Raw genomic sequence first — 18,911 nt, 5'->3', positions numbered from 1 at the left:
AAGCAAAAAGGGACAGCGATACGAACCGTCGTCCCTTCGATTTCAAATAACCAACTTGAGTCTCAGCTCATCTGGGAAACGAAACGGGTTTCCAGATAGGCTTCGGTGGCTTCGGAACCGCCTTCGGTGCCGTAGCCGGAATCCTTGATGCCGCCGAAGGGCACTTCCGGCAGGGCAAGGCCATTGTGGTTGATGGTCAGCATGCCGGCCTCCATCTGGCGGCCGAGCGCGTGGGCCGTCTTCACCGAGCCGGTGAAGGCATAGGATGCCAGCCCGAAGGGCAGGCGGTTCGCCTCTTCGATCGCGTCGTCGAAATGCGAGAAACGGTTGACGATGGCAAGCGGGCCGAACGGCTCGTCGTTCATCACCTTGGCGGAGGTCGGCACGTCGGCGAGCACGGTCGGCTCGAAGAAATAACCCTTGTTGCCGATGCGCTTGCCGCCGGTCTTGAGTTCTGCACCCTTCGATACGGCGTCATGGATCATGTCTTCCATGGCCGGGATGCGGCGGTCGTTGGCAAGCGGGCCCATGGTGACGCCTTCTTCAAGGCCGTTGCCGACCTTGATCGACCGGGCATACTTGATGAGGCCCTCGGTGAACTTGTCGGCGATGCCGTCCTGCACCAGGAAGCGGGTCGGCGCGACGCAGACCTGGCCGGCATTGCGGAACTTTGCCGCCGCCGTCACCTCGATCGCCTTTTCGAGATCGGCGTCGTTGAAGATGATCGCAGGCGCATGGCCGCCGAGTTCCATCGTGGCGCGCTTCATGTGCTTGCCGGCGAGTGCAGCGAGATGCTTGCCGACCGGCGTCGAGCCCGTGAACGAGATCTTGCGGATCACCGGATGCGGGATCAGGTATTCGGAAATCTCGGCCGGAATGCCGTAGACGAGGTTGACGACGCCCGCCGGAACGCCGGCATCGACGAAGGCGCGAATGAGTTCGGCAGGCGAGGCCGGGGTTTCTTCCGGCGCCTTGACGATGATCGAGCAGCCTGTGGCGAGCGCTGCGGAGAGCTTGCGGACGATCTGGTTGATCGGAAAATTCCAGGGCGTGAAGGCGGCGACCGGGCCGACCGGCATCTTGATCGCCATCTGAGCCACGCCGCTGAAGCGGGCCGGGATGATCTGGCCATAGGTGCGGCGGGCTTCCTCGGCGAACCAGTCGATCGTGTCGGCGCCGCCCATCACTTCCATCTTCGCCTGGGCGAGCGGCTTGCCCTGTTCGCGGGTCATCATGAAGGCGATCTCATCGACGCGCGAGCGCATGATGTCGGCGGCCTTGCGCATCAGCTTGGAACGCTCGAAGGCGGCGGTGTCACGCCAGATCTTGAAGCCCTTATCTGCCGCTTCCAAGGCAAGATCGAGGTCCGCCTTGCGGGCATGGGCGATCTTGCCGATCACCTCTTCGGTCGCGGGATCGATGACCGGAAGGGTCTCGCCGCCGATGGCATCGCGCCATTCGCCGTTGATGAAGAGCTTGACGTCGGGATAGGTCTGCATGGGGTCCACTTTCGTTCCAAAAAAGGGCGGGCGATCAGGGGAAATCGCCGGCAGAGGTGCGGAGAATTCGCCAGCCTGACCTAAGATAATTGACGGCCACAATCAACGGCGACCTTCAATAAAGTCATGCTAAAGATAGGGAGGTGTGCAGGCGCTCACCACCTCGCAGCGTTCGGTGCCGACATTGCGGTAGCGGTGCGGCAGGCGGCTGTCGAAGAGATAGGCGTCTCCCTTCCTGAGGATGCGCGTCTGGCCGCCAACGGTCAGTTCCAACTCGCCGGCCACCACCACGCCGCCTTCCTCCGCGTCATGTTGCAGCATCGTCTCGCCGCTATCGGCGCCGGGTTCGTAGAACTCGTGAAAAATCTGCACGCTGTGGGATTTCGCGTCGCCCACCTGCAGAAGCGTCAACGTACCGGTGGAAAGCGGAACCAGTTCATCGGCGCGATAAAAGATCTGGTCGACCGGCGGCAGGGTCAGCGCGAAGAAATCGGTCAGCGGATAAGATATCGATTCAAGGATTTTCTTCAGCGAGGCGACCGAGGGGCTCACCTTGTTCTTCTCGATCAGCGAGACGAGCGAATGGGTGACCCCCGCCTTCATCGCCAATGCCCGCTGGGAAAGCCCATGCTGATGGCGCACCATGCGAAGCCGTTCACCGACATTGAAACCGCCATCGGCGTCTTCCGCCGTCTTCTCTATGGCGTGCATTATTATTGTCGACCTTCTCTCATTCCGATGCTCTGCCCACTGTTACACCGAAGGCGGAAATTTCGCCAATGACGAAAAGCGGCGCGAGGTGTGAGGGAATTTAAGTTTTTCGGCCGGATGTCGGATCGGCGAAAGCCCGTGCGTCTTTAAGCTATGGTCTCGATCGACGACCTCGTCACCAAGATTGAAAGGGAGAAATGCGATGGCGAAGAACACGATCTGCGTATGGTACGACAAGGATGCCGAGGAGGCGGCCCGTTTCTACGCCGGGATTTTTCCGGATAGCGCCGTCGGCGCGATAATCCGCGCGCCCGGCGATTACCCGGACGGCAAGCAGGGAGACGTGCTCGTGGTGGAATTCACCGTCGCGGGCGTGGCATGCATCGGCCTGAACGGCGGGCCTGTCTTCAAGCACAACGAAGCCTTTTCCTTCCAGATTTCGACCGAAGACCAGGAAGAGACCGACCGGTACTGGAACGCCATCGTCGGCAACGGCGGCCAGGAAAGCGAATGCGGCTGGTGCAAGGATAAATGGGGCATCTCCTGGCAGATCACGCCGCGCGTCCTCATGGAGGCCATGGCGGCCGGTGGCGCAGAGGCGAAGCGTGCCTTCGATGCGATGATGACCATGAAGAAGATCGATGTCGCGGCAATCGAAGCCGCCCGGCGCGGGTAGTCCGCCATCGGTTGCCCTGCCGTTTCCGGTGTGGCGCGCATGTTCTTGCGCGCCTTTGTCCTCTGCCGTTGGCGATACGGGGAGACCGCTTTCGGCCCGAAGCGGACATATACTCATCTTCGACAATTCAAGGCGACCGAACTTCAGCAAGCCGTCTCACCGAGTATTCGTCCTTCCAACAAACGGCAGCTTCCCAAGCTGCGGAAGCCTGTGCTGCGATATCATAGGCATGGTTTTCGAGTCCCGCTGCGTTGTCTGGTAGGACAAGGTCAAGTTCAGGAACATCGACATGTGCCTCATCCCAGTCGATCAACGCGACACGGCCTGCGGTCATACGAATGTTGCTAGCGTTGTTGGGATTACCATGAACAACGCACGTTTGACGTCCTACGAGTCGCGCCCATGCCGCGCGGCATCGACTTACCGCCTCGGAGGGCATGGCGGTCAGGTCTATCCTTGTTCCAATGTCCTCATGTAGCAGATCGGTCGATGATCTCCATCCCGGACGCTGCGGCCAGCCTTGAGTCAATTGATGCAATTTACGGAGGGTCTCGGCCACCTCACGCCAATCGGATACTGTCTCCGGTGGTCCGCCCTCCATGTATTCCATCACCACCAACCCGTCCACGAACAGGCGTCCGTCAATCGCTGGGATCGGCACCGGAACAATCATACCATTATAGTTGAGGTGTTGGAGCAACTTGGCTTCCCATGCGAGGTCAGCATCAGTCCGGGCACCTTTGCGCCCGACCGCAATTTGCCCATGGATTCGAACGCTCCATACATCGTTGGCAAATCCGCCTTTGAGCGGTTCGATTCGAACCACGTCTTCCCCCCATTGCCGAAGTGCTTCCCATCCCATCCGCAATATCCTTGATGCTCATGGAAAATCGGAAAATCGTAGTGACGATTTGCGACACTGGGATGTCCACTTCCGGTGCAAAGCGGCCCAATTTGCTCTCTCCTCAACAAAAAACCGGCCGCGCGTTTGCGGGCCGGCACTGATTGAAGCGGCGAGCTCGTCTGCTCAGAAAAACGCCTGGATGCCCGTCTGGGCGCGGCCCAAAATCAGCGCATGGACGTCATGCGTGCCTTCGTAGGTGTTGACCGTTTCCAGGTTCTGCGCATGGCGCATGACGTGGAATTCGATCTGGATGCCGTTGCCGCCATGCATGTCGCGGGCCTGTCTGGCGATATCCAGCGCCTTGCCGCAATTGTTGCGCTTGACGATGGAGATCATTTCCGGCGCCATCCTGTGCTCGTCCATCAGCCGGCCGACACGCAGCGAGGCCTGGAGGCCGAGCGCAATCTCCGTCTGCATGTCGGCGAGCTTCTTCTGGTAGAGCTGCATGCCGGCAAGCGGCTTGCCGAACTGCTTGCGGTCAAGGCCATACTGGCGGGCGCGGAACCAGCAGTCTTCCGCCGCCCCCATCACACCCCAGGAAATGCCGTAGCGGGCGCGGTTCAGGCAGCCGAAGGGTCCCTTGAGGCCGGAGACGCCGGGCAGCATGGCGTCTTCCGAAACCTCCACGCCATCCAGCACGATCTCGCCGGTGATCGAGGCGCGCAGCGACAGCTTGCCGCCGATCTTCGGCGCGGAGAGCCCCTTCATGCCCTTCTCCAGCACGAAGCCGCGGATCTCGTTGTTATGGGCTTCGGACTTCGCCCAGACGACGAAGACGTCGGCGATCGGCGCGTTGGAAATCCACATCTTGGAGCCGCGCAGGCGATACCCGCCTTCGATCTTTTCGGCGCGGGTCTTCATACCGCCGGGATCGGAGCCGGCGTCCGGCTCGGTCAGGCCGAAACAGCCGATCAGTTCGCCGGAGACGAGGCCGGGCAGGTATTTCTTTTTCTGCTCGTCGGAGCCGTAGGCATAAATCGGATAGATCACCAGCGAGGACTGAACGCTCATCATCGAGCGATAGCCGGAATCGATCCGTTCGATCTCGCGGGCAACGAGGCCATAGGCGACATAGGAAGCATTGGCGGCGCCGTATTCCTCCGGCAGTGTGACGCCGAGCAGGCCCGTCTGGCCCATCAGGCGGAAGAGTTCGGGTTCGGTCGTCTCTTCGAGATAGGCTTCCTGGACGCGCGGCAGGAGTTCGGACTTGGCGAAGGCGGCGGCCGCGTCGCGGATCATCCGTTCCTCGTCGGTCAACTGGTCTTCAAGCAGAAAGGGATCATTCCAGGAAAAAGCCAAGGGTCTCACTCCAATTTCAAGTTTGAAAGAATTATCGTCGCGCGGCCGCGAAGAGCAAGCACCGTTTACTCATCCGGCCATGATCTATAGTAATAACGCCATGGTCAGCCTCTCGCGAAAACTGCTTCCCTCCACCTCCGCGCTTGCGGCTTTCGATTCCGTCGCGAGGCTAGGCAGCTTCTCGGCCGCAGCAGAAGAGCTTTCGTTAACGCAAGGCGCGATCAGCCGGCAGGTTTCCGGGCTGGAGGAGCAGCTTGGCGTGTTGCTTTTCGACCGCACGAGCAGAGGCGTCATGTTAACGCCCGCCGGCGAAGAATATGCCAAGGCGGTCGCTGGCGCGCTGACGCAGATTCGCTCCGCTTCGCTTGCCGTCATGACAAAACGGCATAGTGACCAGTTGAACCTCGCGATCCTGCCGACTTTCGGGACCCGCTGGCTGATGCCACGCATCCCGCAATTCATCGCCCGGCACCCGGAGATCACCATCAATTTCGCGACCCGCATCGGCGTCTTCGATTTCGACCGCGACGGCATAGACATGGCGATCCACATCGGGCCCATGGGCGAAAGGGGGCCGGACTGGCCGGGGGCGGAATGCACATTCCTGATGGAGGAGATGGTGGCGCCCGTCTGCTCTCCAGCCTTCCTCAAGACGCACCCCATCAACAAGGGGGAAGACCTGTTGCGCTTGCCGCTCTTGCACATGGCGTCACGGCCGGGCGCCTGGAGCCACTGGTTCGAGAGCCTCGGAGTTGTCGGCACGTCGTCGCAGGGCATGCGGTTCGAGCAGTTCGGCAACGTCGCGCAGGCCTGTATCGCGGGGCTCGGCGTGGCGCTGATGCCGCTCTTCCTGATCGATTCGGAACTTGCGAGCGGCCAATTGGTCGAGGCCTTTCCGCATCAGGTGAAGAGCCCGAGCGCCTATTATGCGGTCGCGCCGTTGAGCAAGACGGGGTTTCGCCCGGTGGTGGCCTTTCGGGCCTGGTTGCTGGAAGAGGTCGGGCGGTATCAGGAGAACGAAGAGGTGGTGGGGTGGTGAGCACATCCTTCTCCCCGCAAGAAGGGAGAGGAACTGTGCCGCTAAAGCTCCGGCCGCCGATCGAGCCAGTCGGTCACCTTCTCATAGGCCAGAGCCAGTTCGAGCACGGCCCTGTCGGCGCGGGGGCGGCCGATGATCTGGATGCCGTTCGGCAGGCCGTTTGAGCTGAAGCCGGCCGGCATGGCGGCGACGGGAAGTCCCGCCATCGAGGGGCCGATCACCACTTCCATCCAGCGATGATAGGTGTCCATCGTCCGGCCGGCGATTTCCTTCGGCCAATGGGTCGTGGCATCGAAGGGGAAGACCTGGGCGGAGGGCAGGATCAGGTAGTCATATCGCTCGAACAGCGTCAGCAGATACTGATACCAGGCGCTGCGGCGTTTCGAGGCGAAATGCACCTCGCGCCCCGTCATGTCGAGGCCGCGCTCAATTTCCCAGATGATCTCCGGCTTCATCAAGGCACGCTTTTGCGGATCGTCGTAGTTGTCGCGCATGCCATTGGCTGCGAGCCAGCTTCTGAGCGTCGTCCATGAACGCCAGACGTCGTCCATGTCGAAATCCGGCACCACATCTTCGACCTTGCAGCCGATGCGCTCGAAGGCCGGCAGCGTCGCGCGGCAGAGTTCCAGCACGCCGGGCTCGAAGGGCAGATAGCCGCCGAGGTCGCCGAGCCAGGCGATGCGGGCGCCGGAGAAAACGCGGTTTTCGTCCGGCGTCAGGTCTTCGGTCGCCAGCGAATGCGGGTCGCGCGGATCGTAGCCGGCCTGCGTGGCAAGAAGGGCTGCGGCATCGCGCACCGTGCGGCCCATCGGCCCGAGCACCGAAAGCTGGCCCATGAAGAGTTCGAGCTTGAGCGATGAGGGGATGCGGCCATAGCTCGGGCGGAAGCCGACGACGTTGTTGAAGGCGGCGGGGTTGCGCAGCGATCCCATCATGTCGCTGCCGTCGGCCACCGGCAGAAGATGGGCGGCAAGGGCTGCCGCCGCGCCGCCGCTCGATCCGCCGGCGGTTTTCGAAAAATCGTAAGGGTTCTTTGTCGTGCCATGCACCGGGTTGTAGCTCTGCGACCCCAGTCCATGCTCGGGCGTGTTGGTCTTGCCGATGATGATCGCGCCGGCGGCCCGGATGCGCTCGACCATCAACTCGTCCTTCTCCGGGACGAAATCGGTAAAGAGCGGCGAGCCGTAGGTGCAGCGGATGCCCTTCACCTCGCAAAGGTCCTTGATGGCGATCGGAAGCCCGTGCATCCAGCCGCGTGATCTTCCGGCGGCAAGCTCGGTGTCACAGGCCACGGCCTCGGCAAGCAAGGCATCGGCATCGCGCAGGCTGACGATGGCATTGATCTTCGGATTGAGCCTTGCGATCCGCGCCAGATAGGCTTTCATGACCCCCGCGCAGGACACTCGCCCGTCGTGGATCGCTTCGGACAGTTCCGTGGCGGAAAGTCCGGTAATGTCTTCGTCCTGCATTTGCCCTCTCCCGATCGTCGAACCCGGATTTCCACTGGTGGGGAGGGCGAAGTCAAGGCAAGATATGGGGATATCGATCGCCTGGTGGCCAGAAGCGACTCGACAAAGCAACTTGATCAAAGTATCTTGCTTAAACGTTTAAGCAAGGCGTTTTATGGCAATCAACCGGACCGGACCGAATATGAATGCGATCGCAGCCGCCCTCGGGGTGTCGGCCGCGACCGTGTCCAATGCGCTTTCGGGCAAGGGCAGGGTATCGCCGGAACTGGTGGAAAAGGTGCGGGCCAAGGCGGCCGAGCTTGGCTATGTGCCAAGTCTTGCGGCCCGGGCATTACGCACCGGCCGCACCGGGGTTCTCGGCCTTGTGCTGCCGGATATCGCCAATCCGCTTTTCCCGCAGATCGCCCAGGCGATCGAGAATGCCGCCTCGAATGCCGGCTACGGCGTGCTGATCGCCGACTCACGCGGCGACATTGCGATGCAGACGGAGGCGATCGCCCGGCTTCTGGAGCGCGGCGTCGACGGCATGGTGATCGTGCCCCGGCGCGGCACGCGGATCGCCGATGTCGGTTGTCCGGTCGCCGTCATCGATACACCGTCAACGCCCGGCAATACCGTTGCCGCCGACCATTGGGGCGGCGGCGTGCAGATGGGGCGGCATCTTGCCGCGCTCGGCCACCGCAAGGTCCTGCTGATCGGCACGAATACGTCCTCCAATGTGCAGAACGACCGGATCGGCGGGCTGAAGGCCGGGCTCGGTGCTGGCATCGAATGCGAGACGCTGTGGATCGAGAAGGTCGAAGCGGCCGCGGGAGAAGGCTGTCCGCTCGGGCTTGCGGAAAAGGCCGCGGACGGCTTCACGGCCTTTGCTGCCGTTTCGGACCTTTCGGCACTTCGGGCGCTCACAGAACTGCAGCGCGCCGGGATCGGCGTGCCGGAAATGGTGAGCGTCACCGGTTTCGACGATCTCATCTGGTCGCCCGTCGTCACGCCCGCGCTCACCACCATACGCATGGACATGGCCACGATCGCCGATCTCGCCGTTGCCGCGCTGAACCGCGTCATCTCGCAGGACGGCGAGGCCGAACCCGCAGCGTCCGGTAACGTCGCGTCGGAAACGGATCGGGTGCCGATGCAACTCATCGTGCGCCAGTCTACTGGCGCACCGAATTCGCATGCCCTTCAACCATCCAACAAGCCGACAGCAGGAGAACTCAAATCATGAAAAAGGTCATTCTCGCATCGGGCGCCGCCCTGATGCTCACGATGGGCGCAGCACAGGCCCAGGAAAAGACATTGACGATTTCCGTCTATGCCTTCGCGCAGGATGAATTCAAGCAGCTCGTCTACGACCCCTTCGAAAAGATCTGCGGCTGCAAGCTCGTCGTCGAGACCGGCAACAGCGTCGAACGTCTCGCCAAACTGGAGGCCAACAAGGCCAATCCGATGGTCGACATGGCCGTCGTCTCGATGGCCGACGCGTTGGCCGCTTCCCGCGCCGGCCTGATCGACAAGGTCGATACGGCGAAGCTCTCCAACTTCAACAAGATCTACGACGTTGCGAAAGACCCGAACGGCGACGGTATGAGCGTCGGCTATACCTTTTACGCGACCTCGATCGCCTACCGTTCCGACAAGATGAAGATCGAGTCCTGGGCCGATCTCCTGAAGCCGGAATATGCAAGCCATATCGCCTGGCCGAACGTCACCACCAACCAGGGGCCGCCGGCGCTCTACATGCTGGGTCTTGCGCTCGGCAAGGACACGCCGGACCTTGCGGCTCCGATCGAAGCGGTCGGGGAGAAGAAGGGCGAGATCGTCACCTTCTATGAAAAATCCTCGCAACTCGTGCAACTCATGCAGCAGGAGGAAATCTGGGCAGCACCCATCGGTCGCTTCTCCTGGGCTCCCTTCACCAAGCTCGACATGCCGATCGCCTGGGCCAATCCCAAGGAAGGCCAGACGGGCGGCATGAACGTCATGGTCGTCACCAAGGGTTCGAAGAACCGCGAACTCGCGCTGCAGTTCATGGATTTCTGGCTTTCGACCGATACCCAGACGAAGCTTGCCGAAAAGCTGATCGACAGTCCGGCCAACAAGGAGGTCAAGCTGTCCGACGCGATCGCCAACAACCTCACCTATGGCGAGGAGACGGCGAAAAGCCTGAAGCTCATCCCTTCCGCCGTGGCGCTCGACAATCGCGCCGGCTGGGTGAAGACCTGGAACGAAAAGGTCGGGCAGTAAAGGTGATATGTCCGCGACCCCCTCACCAACAAAATCTACGACTTAGCTAAAGCTAAGATCGTGATTTTGTAACCTCTCCCGCCAAGGGAGAGGTAGACCCGCGGCAGCGCGGCGTCTTTATCTCTCCCCTTGCGGGAGAGAAAGCGATTTCAACATCTTAGCGAAGCTTAAGTGTTAGAAATCGCAAGTTAGGGGATTTGAGGCAGCAGGTTGGAGAAGACAAACCAATGTTCCAAAACAGGGCCGAAGCGCTGGCGCTTGCACTGCCTGCGGCATTCTTCGCCGCCGCGGTCTTCCTTATGCCGGTGGCGATCCTGCTCTCCGACGGCTTTCGCAATCCGGTCGGCGGCTGGACCATATCCGCCTATACGGATTTTTTCGCCGACCCGCTGAACCGGACCGTCTTCCTGCGCACGCTGAGGCTCGGGGCGATCGTGACCGTCGTCTCGGCCGTGCTCGGTTATGCGGCCGCGTTTGCGATCGTCAACCTGGAGCCCGGCACCAAGGGCAAGATGACCGGTCTCGTCGTGCTGCCGCTGATGATCTCGCCGGTTGCCCGCACCTATGCCTGGATCGTCATTCTCGGCCGCACCGGCATCGTCAACCAGGCGCTGCAACTGGTCGGCCTGACGGATGCGCCGCTGCGCATCCTGTTTTCCGAGACGGCTGTCTTCGTCGGCCTGTTGCAGCTCTTCCTGCCGCTGATGATCATCTCGCTCATCTCGGCGCTTGAGAACATGCCGAAGGATGCCGTTCCGGCCGCCCGCGTGCTTGGCGCCAACTGGTTCCAGGTCTTCTGGAAGGTCATCCTGCCGCTCACCAAGGAGGGCCTCGTCATCGGCGGCACGCTGGTCTTCACCGGTTCGCTGACGGCCTATATCACGCCGGCCATTCTCGGCGGCTCCAAGGTGCTGATGCTGGAGACGCTGCTCTACCAGCAGGTCTCGGTCTCCAACAATTTCGTCTCGGCGAGCGTCATCGCCTTCATCCTGATTGTCATGAGCTTTGCCGCGAACATCCTTCTCAAACGCGTCGCCACGGCCAGGAACAAGCAGAGGGTTCCGCAGTGAGCGCCCGCAGCCTCTTCATTCCCCTCACGCTTTTCCTGGTACTGGGCTTCCTGATCGGGCCCTTCCTGATCATTGTCGCCGCCTCCTTTTCCGGCGGAGAGACGCTGGCCTTCCCGCCGCAGGGCTTTTCGCTGCGCTGGATCCTGAAGGTCTTCACGGTGGAGAGCTTCCGGGCGAGCTTCGGCATGTCGATGTTCCTCGCGATCGGCGGAACGGCGGCGGCGCTGATGCTCGGAATTCCTGCCTCCTACGCGCTCTCCCGCTACAAGCTGCCGGGGGCGGAAATCGTCCGCACGGTCGTCTCGGCGCCGATCATCGTGCCAGGCATCATCGTCGGCCTGGCACTGCTCCGCTACATCGTCGTGCCGTTCCAGGTCGGCATCACGCCGGCACTGTTCCTTGCCCATACGGCGCTGGTGCTGCCCTATGCGGTGCGGGTGGTCTCGGCAAGCCTGGACAACCTGCGCTCGGATATCGAGGAGGCGGCGGTGCTGCTCGGCTCCTCCCGGCTTGGCGCCTTCTTCCGGGTGGTGATGCCGAATATCCGCGGCGGCATTCTTTCCGCCTTCATCCTCGGATTCGTCACCAGCTTCAACCAGGTGCCGGTGTCGCTGTTCCTCTCCGGGCCGGGCGTGCGCACGCTGCCGATCGACATGATCGCCTATATGGAGATCGTCTTCGATCCGTCGGTTGCCGCACTCTCCTCGCTGCTCGCCTTCCTTTCCATCGGCATTGTCTTTGCTGCCGAACGCTTCCTCGGATTTTCCCGCTATGTCTGACGCGCCTTACCTATCGCTCGAAAAGCTGACGCTCGCCTATGGCGATACCGTCGCCGTTGCGAACCTCGACCTTCCCATCCGCAAGGGCGAGCTCGTTGCGCTGCTTGGCCCTTCCGGCTGTGGCAAGACGACGACCATGCGTGCCATCGCCGGCCTGCTGCCGGTGAAGTCCGGCCATGTGCGGCTCGACGGTGCCGATATCACCCGCGTGCCGGCCAATAAGCGTGCCGTCGGCCTGGTCTTCCAGTCCTACGCGCTTTTCCCGCATCTCTCGGTCTACGAGAACGTCGCCTTCGGCCTGAAGCTCAAGGGCATGCGCGGAACCGGACTCGACGCCAAAGTCCGCTCGGGCCTCACCTCGGTCGGGCTGTCGAGCTTCGCCAACCGCAAGCCGGCCGAGCTTTCCGGCGGCCAGCAGCAGCGCGTGGCGCTTGCCCGCTCGATGGTCATGGAACCGAAGGTCCTGCTGCTCGACGAGCCGCTTTCCAACCTCGACGCCCGCCTGCGGCTTGAAATGCGCACGGAACTGCAGCGCGTCCAGAAGGAAACCGGGGTGACGATGATCTTCGTGACCCACGATCAGGCGGAAGCGCTTGCGCTTGCCGACCGCATTGTGGTCATGAAGAACGGTAAGATCGAACAGATCGGCTCGCCCGAGGATATCTACAACCGCCCGACCTCCTCTTTCGTGGCGGATTTCGTCGGTTTCGAGAACATTTTCCCGATCGAACAGGGGAAGATGAAGACCAGCAGCGGTCTGATAGACCTATCGGGTCCGGCCCCTTCAGCGGCGGGTCTGGCCTGGCGGCCGCGTATGGTGACCCTGGGATCAGGTCCTTTCCGGGGCACCGTGCGCGGCACATCCTTCGCCGGCGATAGCCGCGAATACCTGCTCGATACGCCTTTCGGCCCGATCAAGGCGGAGGTGGAGGCGAGCCAGCCGGCGCATGCGCTGGGCAGCGATCTTTCCTTCGATCTGCCGGCCGAAAAGGCCGCGCCGCTTTCGAGGTTCGCCTGAGCCATGGGCATCTGGATCGATACCGATATGGGCTTCGACGACATCGCCGCGATCATGGTCGCGGCGCATGCGGGCCTTGCGATCGATGGCGTCTCGCTCACCTTCGGTAATGCGCCGCTGGACAATGTCCGCTGCAACGCCGCCGGCGCTGCCTCCGCCTTCGTCTGGCCCTTCCCGATCCATGTCGGGCGTGATGCACCGGTGCTTGGCCGATTAGAGACGGCAACAGGCATTCTCGGCGAGACCGGAATTCCGACCTCCGGCCTCAGCCTGCCGGAGGCTGCCGACACGTTTCAGAACGATGCTTTCGGAGCGCTCTGTTCCTGGCTCGACAAGGGTGAAGGCGAGCGGTGCATCCTGGCGCTCGGGCCGCTCACCAATATTGCGGCCATCGCGCTGGCGCGGCCCGATCTTGCGGCGAAGATCACCGATCTCACCTGGATGGGCGGCGGGGTGACGACCGGCAATCACACGGCATCCGCCGAGTTCAACGCTTTTGCCGATCCGGAAGCGCTGGCGATCGTGCTTGCCCACGACATTCCGTTCCGAATGGTCGATCTCGATCTCTGCCGCAAGGTGCTGTGCGGGCCGGAGGACATTGCGCCGATCCGGGCAGCGGGCGGCCGCAATGCCGGGCTGGTTGCTGACCTGCTCTCCGGTTTCGTTGAGATTGCCACCAGCCGCGGTCGGCCGGCGATGGCGCTCTACGATGCCGTCGCGGCGGTCGCCTTCGCCTATCCGGACCATGTGAACTGGCGCGCGGCACGTATCGACGTAGAGCTCGCGGGCGGGCTGACACGCGGCCGCACCGTCGTCGAGACGCGTGCCGGGCGGGCGGCATTCAATGCGGAATACGGTGTCGAGATCGATGCCGAAAGGGCAAAAAATCTCATTCTCAAAACATTGCAGGCAGAGGCGAGTTGGTGAAGAACATTATTGCAACGGTGCAGGAGTTCACTGAACCGGCCTTTCGCGACCGCGCCGTTACGGCTGCACGGGGCGGCGCCCCGTTCGACATCCTGATTGCGGGCGGCACATTGGTGGACGTCGGGACGGGGGAATTGCGGCCAGCCGATATCGGCATCGTCGGTCCGATGATCGCCAGTGTCCACGAGGCCGGCAGCCGCTCTGACGCCGCCCGGATCATCGATGCGAAAGGCGCGTTCATCTCGCCCGGCCTCATCGACACGCACATGCATATCGAAAGCTCGATGGTGACGCCGGCCACCTATGCGGCAACCGTGCTTCCGCACGGGGTCACGACCATCGTCTGGGATCCGCACGAATTCGGCAACGTCTATGGTGTCGACGGAGTGCGCTGGGCCGTCGAGGCGGTCAAGCCATTGCCGCTGCGCGCGGTCGTTCTGGCCCCTTCCTGCGTGCCGTCGGCGCCGGGCCTGGAGGTGGCGGGTGCCGATTTCGACGTCTCGGCCGTCGAGGAAATGCTGTTCTGGCCGAAGATCGGCGGGCTTGCCGAGGTTATGAACATGCGCGGTGTCATCGACCGCGAGCCGCGCATCAGCGCGATCGTGCAGGCGGCACTGGTCTCCGAAAAACTCGTCTGCGGCCATGCGCGCGGCCTTTCGGGGCGTGATCTCGCCGCCTTCATGGCGGCCGGAGTGACCTCTGATCACGAACTGGTCTCCGGAGCCGACCTTCTTTCCAAACTGCGCGCGGGGCTGACGATCGAACTGCGGGGATCGCATGATCACCTGTTGCCTGAGTTTGTGGAAGCGTTGAAGACGCTCGGCCACCTGCCGCAGACCGTGACGCTCTGCACCGACGACGTCTTCCCGGACGATCTCGTCAGCAGCGGCGGACTGGACGATGTGGTCCGTCGGCTGGTGCGCTATGGAATGAAGCCGGAATGGGCGCTGCAGGCTGCGACGCTCAACGCTTCCGTCCGGATCGGTCGTGCCGATCTTGGCCTGATTGCCGCCGGCCGCCGCGCGGACATTGTGGTTTTCGAGGACCTTGAGGATTTCCGCGCGCGGCATGTGCTGGCCAGCGGCACGCCGGTTGCCCGCGACGGCGCGATGGCGATCGAGGCGGCCGCCATCGATTCCTCGCCGCTTCGGGATTCCGTCAAGCTCAAGCCGCTGACGGCGGAGGACTTCAAGCTTTCCGCTACGGCGAAGAAGGTCAGGCTTGCAACGATCGATCGCCCGCGCTTCACGAACTGGGGGGAGACGGTTGCGGATGTCACCGACGGTTACGTGGTACCCCCGGAGGGAACGACCCTGATCGCGGTCACTCACCGCCACGGCCGCGCCGACAGCCGCACCCGTCTCGGGTTCTTGACCGGCTGGGGCCGGTGGAAAGGGGCATTCGCCACCACGCTTGCCCATGACAGCCACAACCTTACCGTCTTCGGCTTCGATCCGACCGATATGGCCGCGGCGGCGAATGCCATCATCGGGACTGGCGGCGGCATGGCGGTGGCGATCGGCGGCAAGGTCGTGGCCCTCCTTCCATTGCCGCTTTCCGGCCTCGTGTCCGAAGCACCGATGGAGGAGGTGGCGGAAGGCTTCCGGAATATCCGATCCGCCATGGACCGTGTTGTCGACTGGCAGCCGCCCTATCTCGTGTTCAAGGCCTGTTTCGGCGCGACGCTCGCCTGCAATCCCGGCCCGCATCAGACCGATCGCGGCATTGCCGATGTGACTAGCGGCAGGTTATTGGAATCACCGATCCTCGAAATTCTCGAATAGGAAAGACGATGCAGCCGCATGAATTCTGGCAGGACGTGCATCCGCCGGGCTCATTCGACAGGGCAGGGCCGTTTTCCGGCTTCTTCCCGGCGACGCTCGACGACGGCAGGCAGATCAAACTGCCGATCCGGTCGCTTGCGGACGGCGAGCATGCGCTCGCCTCTCTCATCATCAACCAGGCGAGCTTTGACGTGCAGGATGCTCTTGCCGCCGATCTCGCGCCGAAGCTTGCCATCCATCGGCCGGAAGTGATCGTCGGCCTGCCGACGCTTGGTCTCACGCTTGCCGCGGCCGTCGCCCGATCCCTTGGCTTCACGCGCTACGTGCCGCTCGGGACCTCGCGGAAATTCTGGTACGACGAGACGCTGTCGGTGCCGCTTTCCTCCATCACCACGCCGGAACAGAAGAAGCGGCTCTATGTCGATCCACGCATGCTTCCGCTTATCCAGGGCAAGCGCGTGGCGCTGGTTGACGACGTCATCTCCAGCGGCGCGTCGATCGTGTCAGGCCTTGAGTTGATGGGCTCGCTCGGTATCGAACCAGTGGTGATCGGCGCCGCCATGCTGCAGTCGGAACGCTGGCACGACAAACTGGACGGTTTCGGGCGGCAATGGCGGTCGCGCACCGTCGGCGTTTTCAGGACCCCGATGCTGAAAAAGGCAGGCGAGGGGAACTGGACCGCCTGAGGCGATTTGTGCCTTGCGAAACAGCGTCGGGCGAATAGGATCGCGGATCACTCACCTCGGGGATTTTCACAGGAAATCGGGAACAGCTTCATGGAACTGGTGTTCGACGGCCATAACGATGTGCTTCTGCGGCTCTGGCGGAACATGAAGGCGGGCGGCGACCCGATCGCCGAATTCATGCACGGCACGCCGAACGGCCATATCGACGGACCACGCGCCAAGGCCGGCGGGCTGGCCGGCGGACTTTGCGCTATCTATATCCCGTCGGGCGACCTCATCCTGAAGGAGCCCGACGCAGATGGCCGTTACGAAACGCCGCTTGCTGCACCTCTCGACCATTCGCCGTCCGTGACCATCGCGCTTGAAAAGGCGGCTATCGCCCTTCGCCTCGACCGGGCCGGCGCCTGGCGGCTTTGCCGCTCCACGGCCGATATCCGCAAGGCGATGGAAGACGGCATTTTCGCCGCCGTCATGCATATGGAAGGCTGCGAAGCGATCGATCCGGACCTCGGCAATCTCGACGTTTTTTACGCCGCCGGCCTGCGTTCGCTCGGCCCTGTCTGGAGCCGCCACAACATCTTCGGCCACGGCGTGCCGTTTGCCTTTCCCGTGTCGCCGGATACCGGTCCCGGTCTGACCGATCTCGGCTTCGAACTCGTCAGGGCCTGCAACCGGCTCGGTATCCTGATCGATCTTTCGCACATCACCGAGAAGGGCTTCTGGGATGTCGCCAAGACTACCGACCAGCCGCTGATCGCCAGCCATTCGAATGCCCATGCGCTTACTCCGGTCGCCCGCAACCTGACCGACAGGCAGCTCGACGCGGTCAAGGAGAGCGGCGGCCTCGTCGGTCTGAACTATGCCGTGACCATGCTGCGCGACGACGGCCGCGACAACGTTTCGACGCCGCTTTCAGACATGATCCGTCATGTCGACCACATGGTCGGTCGCATGGGAATCGATCACGTGGCGCTCGGTTCGGATTTCGACGGTGCCTCGATTCCCGAAGAGATTCATGATGCTGGAGGAAATCAGAATCTGGTTGCGGCGCTCAGAGGAGCGGGCTACGCTGGCGAAGATTTAAAAAAGCTTTGCCGGGAAAACTGGCTCAGAGTTTTGGGGAAGGCCTGGCACGAATAGGGCGGTTTTCCCCAAAGGTCCAAAGAACCAAAAGGGGAAAACAGACCATGCTCCATTCATTCAAGGGACGAATCCGTCTGCTGACCACGGGCGCTGCGCTCGCAGTGATGCTCGCGGCCGCGCCGCAGGCATTCGCCGTCACGCCGAAGGATACGCTCGTCATCGGGCTTGCCTTCGACGACATCATCACGCTCGACCCGGGCCAGGCCTTCGAATTCTCGGCCGGCGAGATCAACGGCAACAGCTATGACCGTCTCGTCCGTCTTGATATCAACGATACATCGAAGGTCATGCCGGATCTCGCTGAAAGCTGGACGGTATCCGACGACGGCCTCACCTATACGTTTAAGATCAAGCAGGGTCTGAAATTCGCCTCCGGCAACCCGATCACCGCGGAAGACGTTGCCTATTCCTTCGAGCGTTCCGTCAAGATCGACGGACCGCCAGCCTTCATCCTCAATCAGTTCGGCCTGAAGAAGGACAACATCACCGAAAAGGCCGTTGCCAAGGACCCGAGCACTTTCGTGCTCACCGTCGACCAGTCCTATGCGCCGTCCTTCGTGCTGAACTGCCTGACCGCGACCGTTGCCGCCGTGGTCGACAAGCAACTGGTTTCGCAGCATGTCACCAATGACGACTACGGCAACGCATGGCTGAAGAGCAATTTCGCGGGCTCCGGGCCCTATAAAATCCGCGAATGGCGCGCCAACGAAGTGGTCGTGATGGAGCGCAACGACAATTACTGGGGCGAGAAGCCGAAGCTCAACCGCGTCATCTATCGCCACATGAAGGAAAGTGCCGCGCAACGGCTTGCTCTCGACAACGGCGATATCGACGTCGCGCGCAATCTCGAGCCGAACGATATCGACGCGGTTTCCAAGAAGGGGACGACGATCACCAGCACCCCGAAGGGTTCGGTCTTCTATTTCAGCATGAACCAGAAGAACCCGAATCTTGCAAAGCCGGAAGTCGTCGAGGCGATGAAATACCTGGTCGACTATGATGCGATCCAGGCGACCCTTATCAAAGGCGTCGGTGAAATCCACCAGACCTTCCTGCCGAAGGGCCTGCTCGGTGCGATCGACGACAAGCCCTACAAGCTCGACGTCGCCAAAGCCAAGGAACTGCTCGCCAAGGCCGGCCTGAAGGACGGGTTCTCCGTCACCATGGACGTGCGCAACAACCAGCCGACCACCGGCATTGCGGAATCGATCCAGCAGACCTTCGCCCAGGCCGGCATCAAGATGGAGATCATTCCCGGCGATGGCAAGCAGACGCTGACCAAATACCGTGCACGCACCCATGACATGTATATCGGTTATTGGGGCGTCGATTACTGGGATCCGAACTCAAATGCGGAAACCTTCACGTCAAACCCGAACAATGCCGATGACGGGACGTCAAAGACGCTCGCATGGCGCAACGCTTGGGATATTCCGGAGCTGACGAAGGAAACCAAGACCGGCTTCCTGGAGCGGGATTCGGCCAAGCGCGCCGCAATCTACGAAAGCCTGCAGAAGAAGCTGCTCGCAACCGGTCCGTTCGCGCTGATCTTCCAGCAGACGGAAGTGGCCGGCGTCGGCAAGGGCGTGAAGGATTTCAAGCTCGGCCCGACCTTCGATACGAACTACGTGTTCAACGTTTCCAAGGAGTAGGGCCTATATAG

At 62.0% G+C, this 18,911-nt stretch carries 17 protein-coding genes; 12 read left to right on the top strand and 5 right to left on the bottom strand.

All coding sequences use genetic code 11. The features are described 5' to 3' along the window. Positions 1-62: 62 nt before the first annotated feature. Together J2046_RS04205 and J2046_RS04200 are read right to left on the bottom strand one after the other, a co-directional pair. Entirely contained in the window at positions 63-1,499 is a 1,437-nt protein-coding gene (locus J2046_RS04205) for an NAD-dependent succinate-semialdehyde dehydrogenase (RefSeq protein ID WP_210049830.1), read from the bottom strand. A gap of 129 nt (positions 1,500-1,628) precedes the next feature. Then, positions 1,629-2,210 carry a cupin domain-containing protein gene (locus J2046_RS04200; RefSeq protein WP_210049829.1) on the bottom strand — a complete coding sequence of 194 codons (582 nt, stop codon included), beginning with the start codon at positions 2,208-2,210 and terminating at the stop codon, positions 1,629-1,631. 202 nt (positions 2,211-2,412) lie between these two features. Between J2046_RS04200 and J2046_RS04195 the strand changes: the two genes are divergently transcribed. Continuing rightward, positions 2,413-2,886, top strand: a complete 474-nt coding sequence (locus J2046_RS04195) for a VOC family protein (RefSeq protein WP_210049828.1) — start codon at positions 2,413-2,415, stop codon at positions 2,884-2,886. Positions 2,887-3,013: 127 nt separating this feature from the next. On the opposite strand, the gene J2046_RS04190 is transcribed toward J2046_RS04195, so the two are convergent. Next, positions 3,014-3,748 carry a phosphotransferase enzyme family protein gene (locus J2046_RS04190; RefSeq protein WP_210049827.1) on the bottom strand — a complete coding sequence of 245 codons (735 nt, stop codon included), beginning with the start codon at positions 3,746-3,748 and terminating at the stop codon, positions 3,014-3,016. A gap of 165 nt (positions 3,749-3,913) precedes the next feature. Next, on the bottom strand, positions 3,914-5,089 hold the full coding sequence (locus J2046_RS04185) for an acyl-CoA dehydrogenase (RefSeq protein ID WP_037154662.1): 1,176 nt from the start codon (positions 5,087-5,089) through the stop codon (positions 3,914-3,916). A 100-nt stretch (positions 5,090-5,189) separates the two neighbouring features. On the opposite strand from J2046_RS04185, the gene J2046_RS04180 reads away from it, so the two are divergent. After that, the gene (locus J2046_RS04180) at positions 5,190-6,128 is read left to right on the top strand and encodes a LysR family transcriptional regulator (protein WP_210050291.1); all 939 of its coding nucleotides are present in this window, start codon (positions 5,190-5,192) and stop codon (positions 6,126-6,128) included. Between the two features lie 41 nt (positions 6,129-6,169). On the opposite strand, the gene J2046_RS04175 is transcribed toward J2046_RS04180, so the two are convergent. Then, entirely contained in the window at positions 6,170-7,597 is a 1,428-nt protein-coding gene (locus J2046_RS04175; protein ID WP_210049826.1) for an amidase, read from the bottom strand. Positions 7,598-7,751: 154 nt separating this feature from the next. Between J2046_RS04175 and J2046_RS04170 the strand changes: the two genes are divergently transcribed. From J2046_RS04170 to J2046_RS04125, 10 genes are all read left to right on the top strand, one after another. Next, on the top strand, positions 7,752-8,822 hold the full coding sequence (locus J2046_RS04170) for a LacI family DNA-binding transcriptional regulator (RefSeq protein WP_210049825.1): 1,071 nt from the start codon (positions 7,752-7,754) through the stop codon (positions 8,820-8,822). Next, positions 8,819-9,841, top strand: coding sequence for an ABC transporter substrate-binding protein (locus tag J2046_RS04165; RefSeq protein ID WP_210049824.1), 1,023 nt, complete (start codon positions 8,819-8,821; stop codon positions 9,839-9,841). The genes J2046_RS04170 and J2046_RS04165 overlap by 4 nt, the downstream gene beginning before the upstream one ends. 227 nt (positions 9,842-10,068) lie before the next feature. Beyond that, on the top strand, positions 10,069-10,911 hold the full coding sequence (locus tag J2046_RS04160) for an ABC transporter permease (RefSeq protein ID WP_210049823.1): 843 nt from the start codon (positions 10,069-10,071) through the stop codon (positions 10,909-10,911). Next, positions 10,908-11,690 carry an ABC transporter permease gene (locus tag J2046_RS04155; RefSeq protein ID WP_210049821.1) on the top strand — a complete coding sequence of 261 codons (783 nt, stop codon included), beginning with the start codon at positions 10,908-10,910 and terminating at the stop codon, positions 11,688-11,690. Before J2046_RS04160 ends, J2046_RS04155 begins: the two co-directional genes overlap by 4 nt. Continuing rightward, entirely contained in the window at positions 11,683-12,708 is a 1,026-nt protein-coding gene (locus J2046_RS04150; protein ID WP_210049819.1) for an ABC transporter ATP-binding protein, read from the top strand. The genes J2046_RS04155 and J2046_RS04150 overlap by 8 nt, the downstream gene beginning before the upstream one ends. A 3-nt stretch (positions 12,709-12,711) precedes the next feature. After that, positions 12,712-13,635, top strand: a complete 924-nt coding sequence (locus tag J2046_RS04145) for a nucleoside hydrolase (protein ID WP_210049817.1) — start codon at positions 12,712-12,714, stop codon at positions 13,633-13,635. After that, entirely contained in the window at positions 13,632-15,419 is a 1,788-nt protein-coding gene (locus J2046_RS04140) for an adenine deaminase (protein WP_325169723.1), read from the top strand. The genes J2046_RS04145 and J2046_RS04140 overlap by 4 nt, the downstream gene beginning before the upstream one ends. A gap of 8 nt (positions 15,420-15,427) precedes the next feature. Beyond that, complete coding sequence (locus J2046_RS04135) at positions 15,428-16,105, top strand: phosphoribosyltransferase (protein WP_210049815.1); 678 nt, start codon at positions 15,428-15,430, stop codon at positions 16,103-16,105. Positions 16,106-16,195: 90 nt separating this feature from the next. After that, positions 16,196-17,245: a dipeptidase gene (locus J2046_RS04130; RefSeq protein ID WP_210049813.1), complete on the top strand. Its 1,050-nt coding sequence runs from the start codon at positions 16,196-16,198 to the stop codon at positions 17,243-17,245. A 47-nt stretch (positions 17,246-17,292) separates the two neighbouring features. Further along, on the top strand, positions 17,293-18,900 hold the full coding sequence (locus J2046_RS04125) for an ABC transporter substrate-binding protein (protein ID WP_210049811.1): 1,608 nt from the start codon (positions 17,293-17,295) through the stop codon (positions 18,898-18,900). The last annotated feature ends 11 nt before the right edge of the window (positions 18,901-18,911 follow it).

The sequence above is a fragment of the Neorhizobium petrolearium genome (assembly GCF_017873175.1).
Taxonomy (GTDB): domain Bacteria; phylum Pseudomonadota; class Alphaproteobacteria; order Rhizobiales; family Rhizobiaceae; genus Neorhizobium; species Neorhizobium petrolearium.
Note: the sequence above shows the minus strand (reverse complement) of the source record. Positions and strands in the feature narration are given on the sequence as shown.

Bases quoted from the DNA above. Each gene is read 5' to 3' on its own strand.
- J2046_RS04205 (WP_210049830.1), bottom strand. From the start codon at position 1,499: ATGCAGACCTATCCCGACGTCAAGCTCTTCATCAACGGCGAATGGCGC.
- J2046_RS04200 (WP_210049829.1), bottom strand. From the start codon at position 2,210: ATGCACGCCATAGAGAAGACGGCGGAAGACGCCGATGGCGGTTTCAAT.
- J2046_RS04195 (WP_210049828.1), top strand. From the start codon at position 2,413: ATGGCGAAGAACACGATCTGCGTATGGTACGACAAGGATGCCGAGGAG.
- J2046_RS04190 (WP_210049827.1), bottom strand. From the start codon at position 3,748: ATGGGATGGGAAGCACTTCGGCAATGGGGGGAAGACGTGGTTCGAATC.
- J2046_RS04180 (WP_210050291.1), top strand. From the start codon at position 5,190: ATGGTCAGCCTCTCGCGAAAACTGCTTCCCTCCACCTCCGCGCTTGCG.
- J2046_RS04175 (WP_210049826.1), bottom strand. From the start codon at position 7,597: ATGCAGGACGAAGACATTACCGGACTTTCCGCCACGGAACTGTCCGAA.
- J2046_RS04170 (WP_210049825.1), top strand. From the start codon at position 7,752: ATGGCAATCAACCGGACCGGACCGAATATGAATGCGATCGCAGCCGCC.
- J2046_RS04165 (WP_210049824.1), top strand. From the start codon at position 8,819: ATGAAAAAGGTCATTCTCGCATCGGGCGCCGCCCTGATGCTCACGATG.
- J2046_RS04160 (WP_210049823.1), top strand. From the start codon at position 10,069: ATGTTCCAAAACAGGGCCGAAGCGCTGGCGCTTGCACTGCCTGCGGCA.
- J2046_RS04150 (WP_210049819.1), top strand. From the start codon at position 11,683: ATGTCTGACGCGCCTTACCTATCGCTCGAAAAGCTGACGCTCGCCTAT.
- J2046_RS04145 (WP_210049817.1), top strand. From the start codon at position 12,712: ATGGGCATCTGGATCGATACCGATATGGGCTTCGACGACATCGCCGCG.
- J2046_RS04135 (WP_210049815.1), top strand. From the start codon at position 15,428: ATGCAGCCGCATGAATTCTGGCAGGACGTGCATCCGCCGGGCTCATTC.
- J2046_RS04130 (WP_210049813.1), top strand. From the start codon at position 16,196: ATGGAACTGGTGTTCGACGGCCATAACGATGTGCTTCTGCGGCTCTGG.
- J2046_RS04125 (WP_210049811.1), top strand. From the start codon at position 17,293: ATGCTCCATTCATTCAAGGGACGAATCCGTCTGCTGACCACGGGCGCT.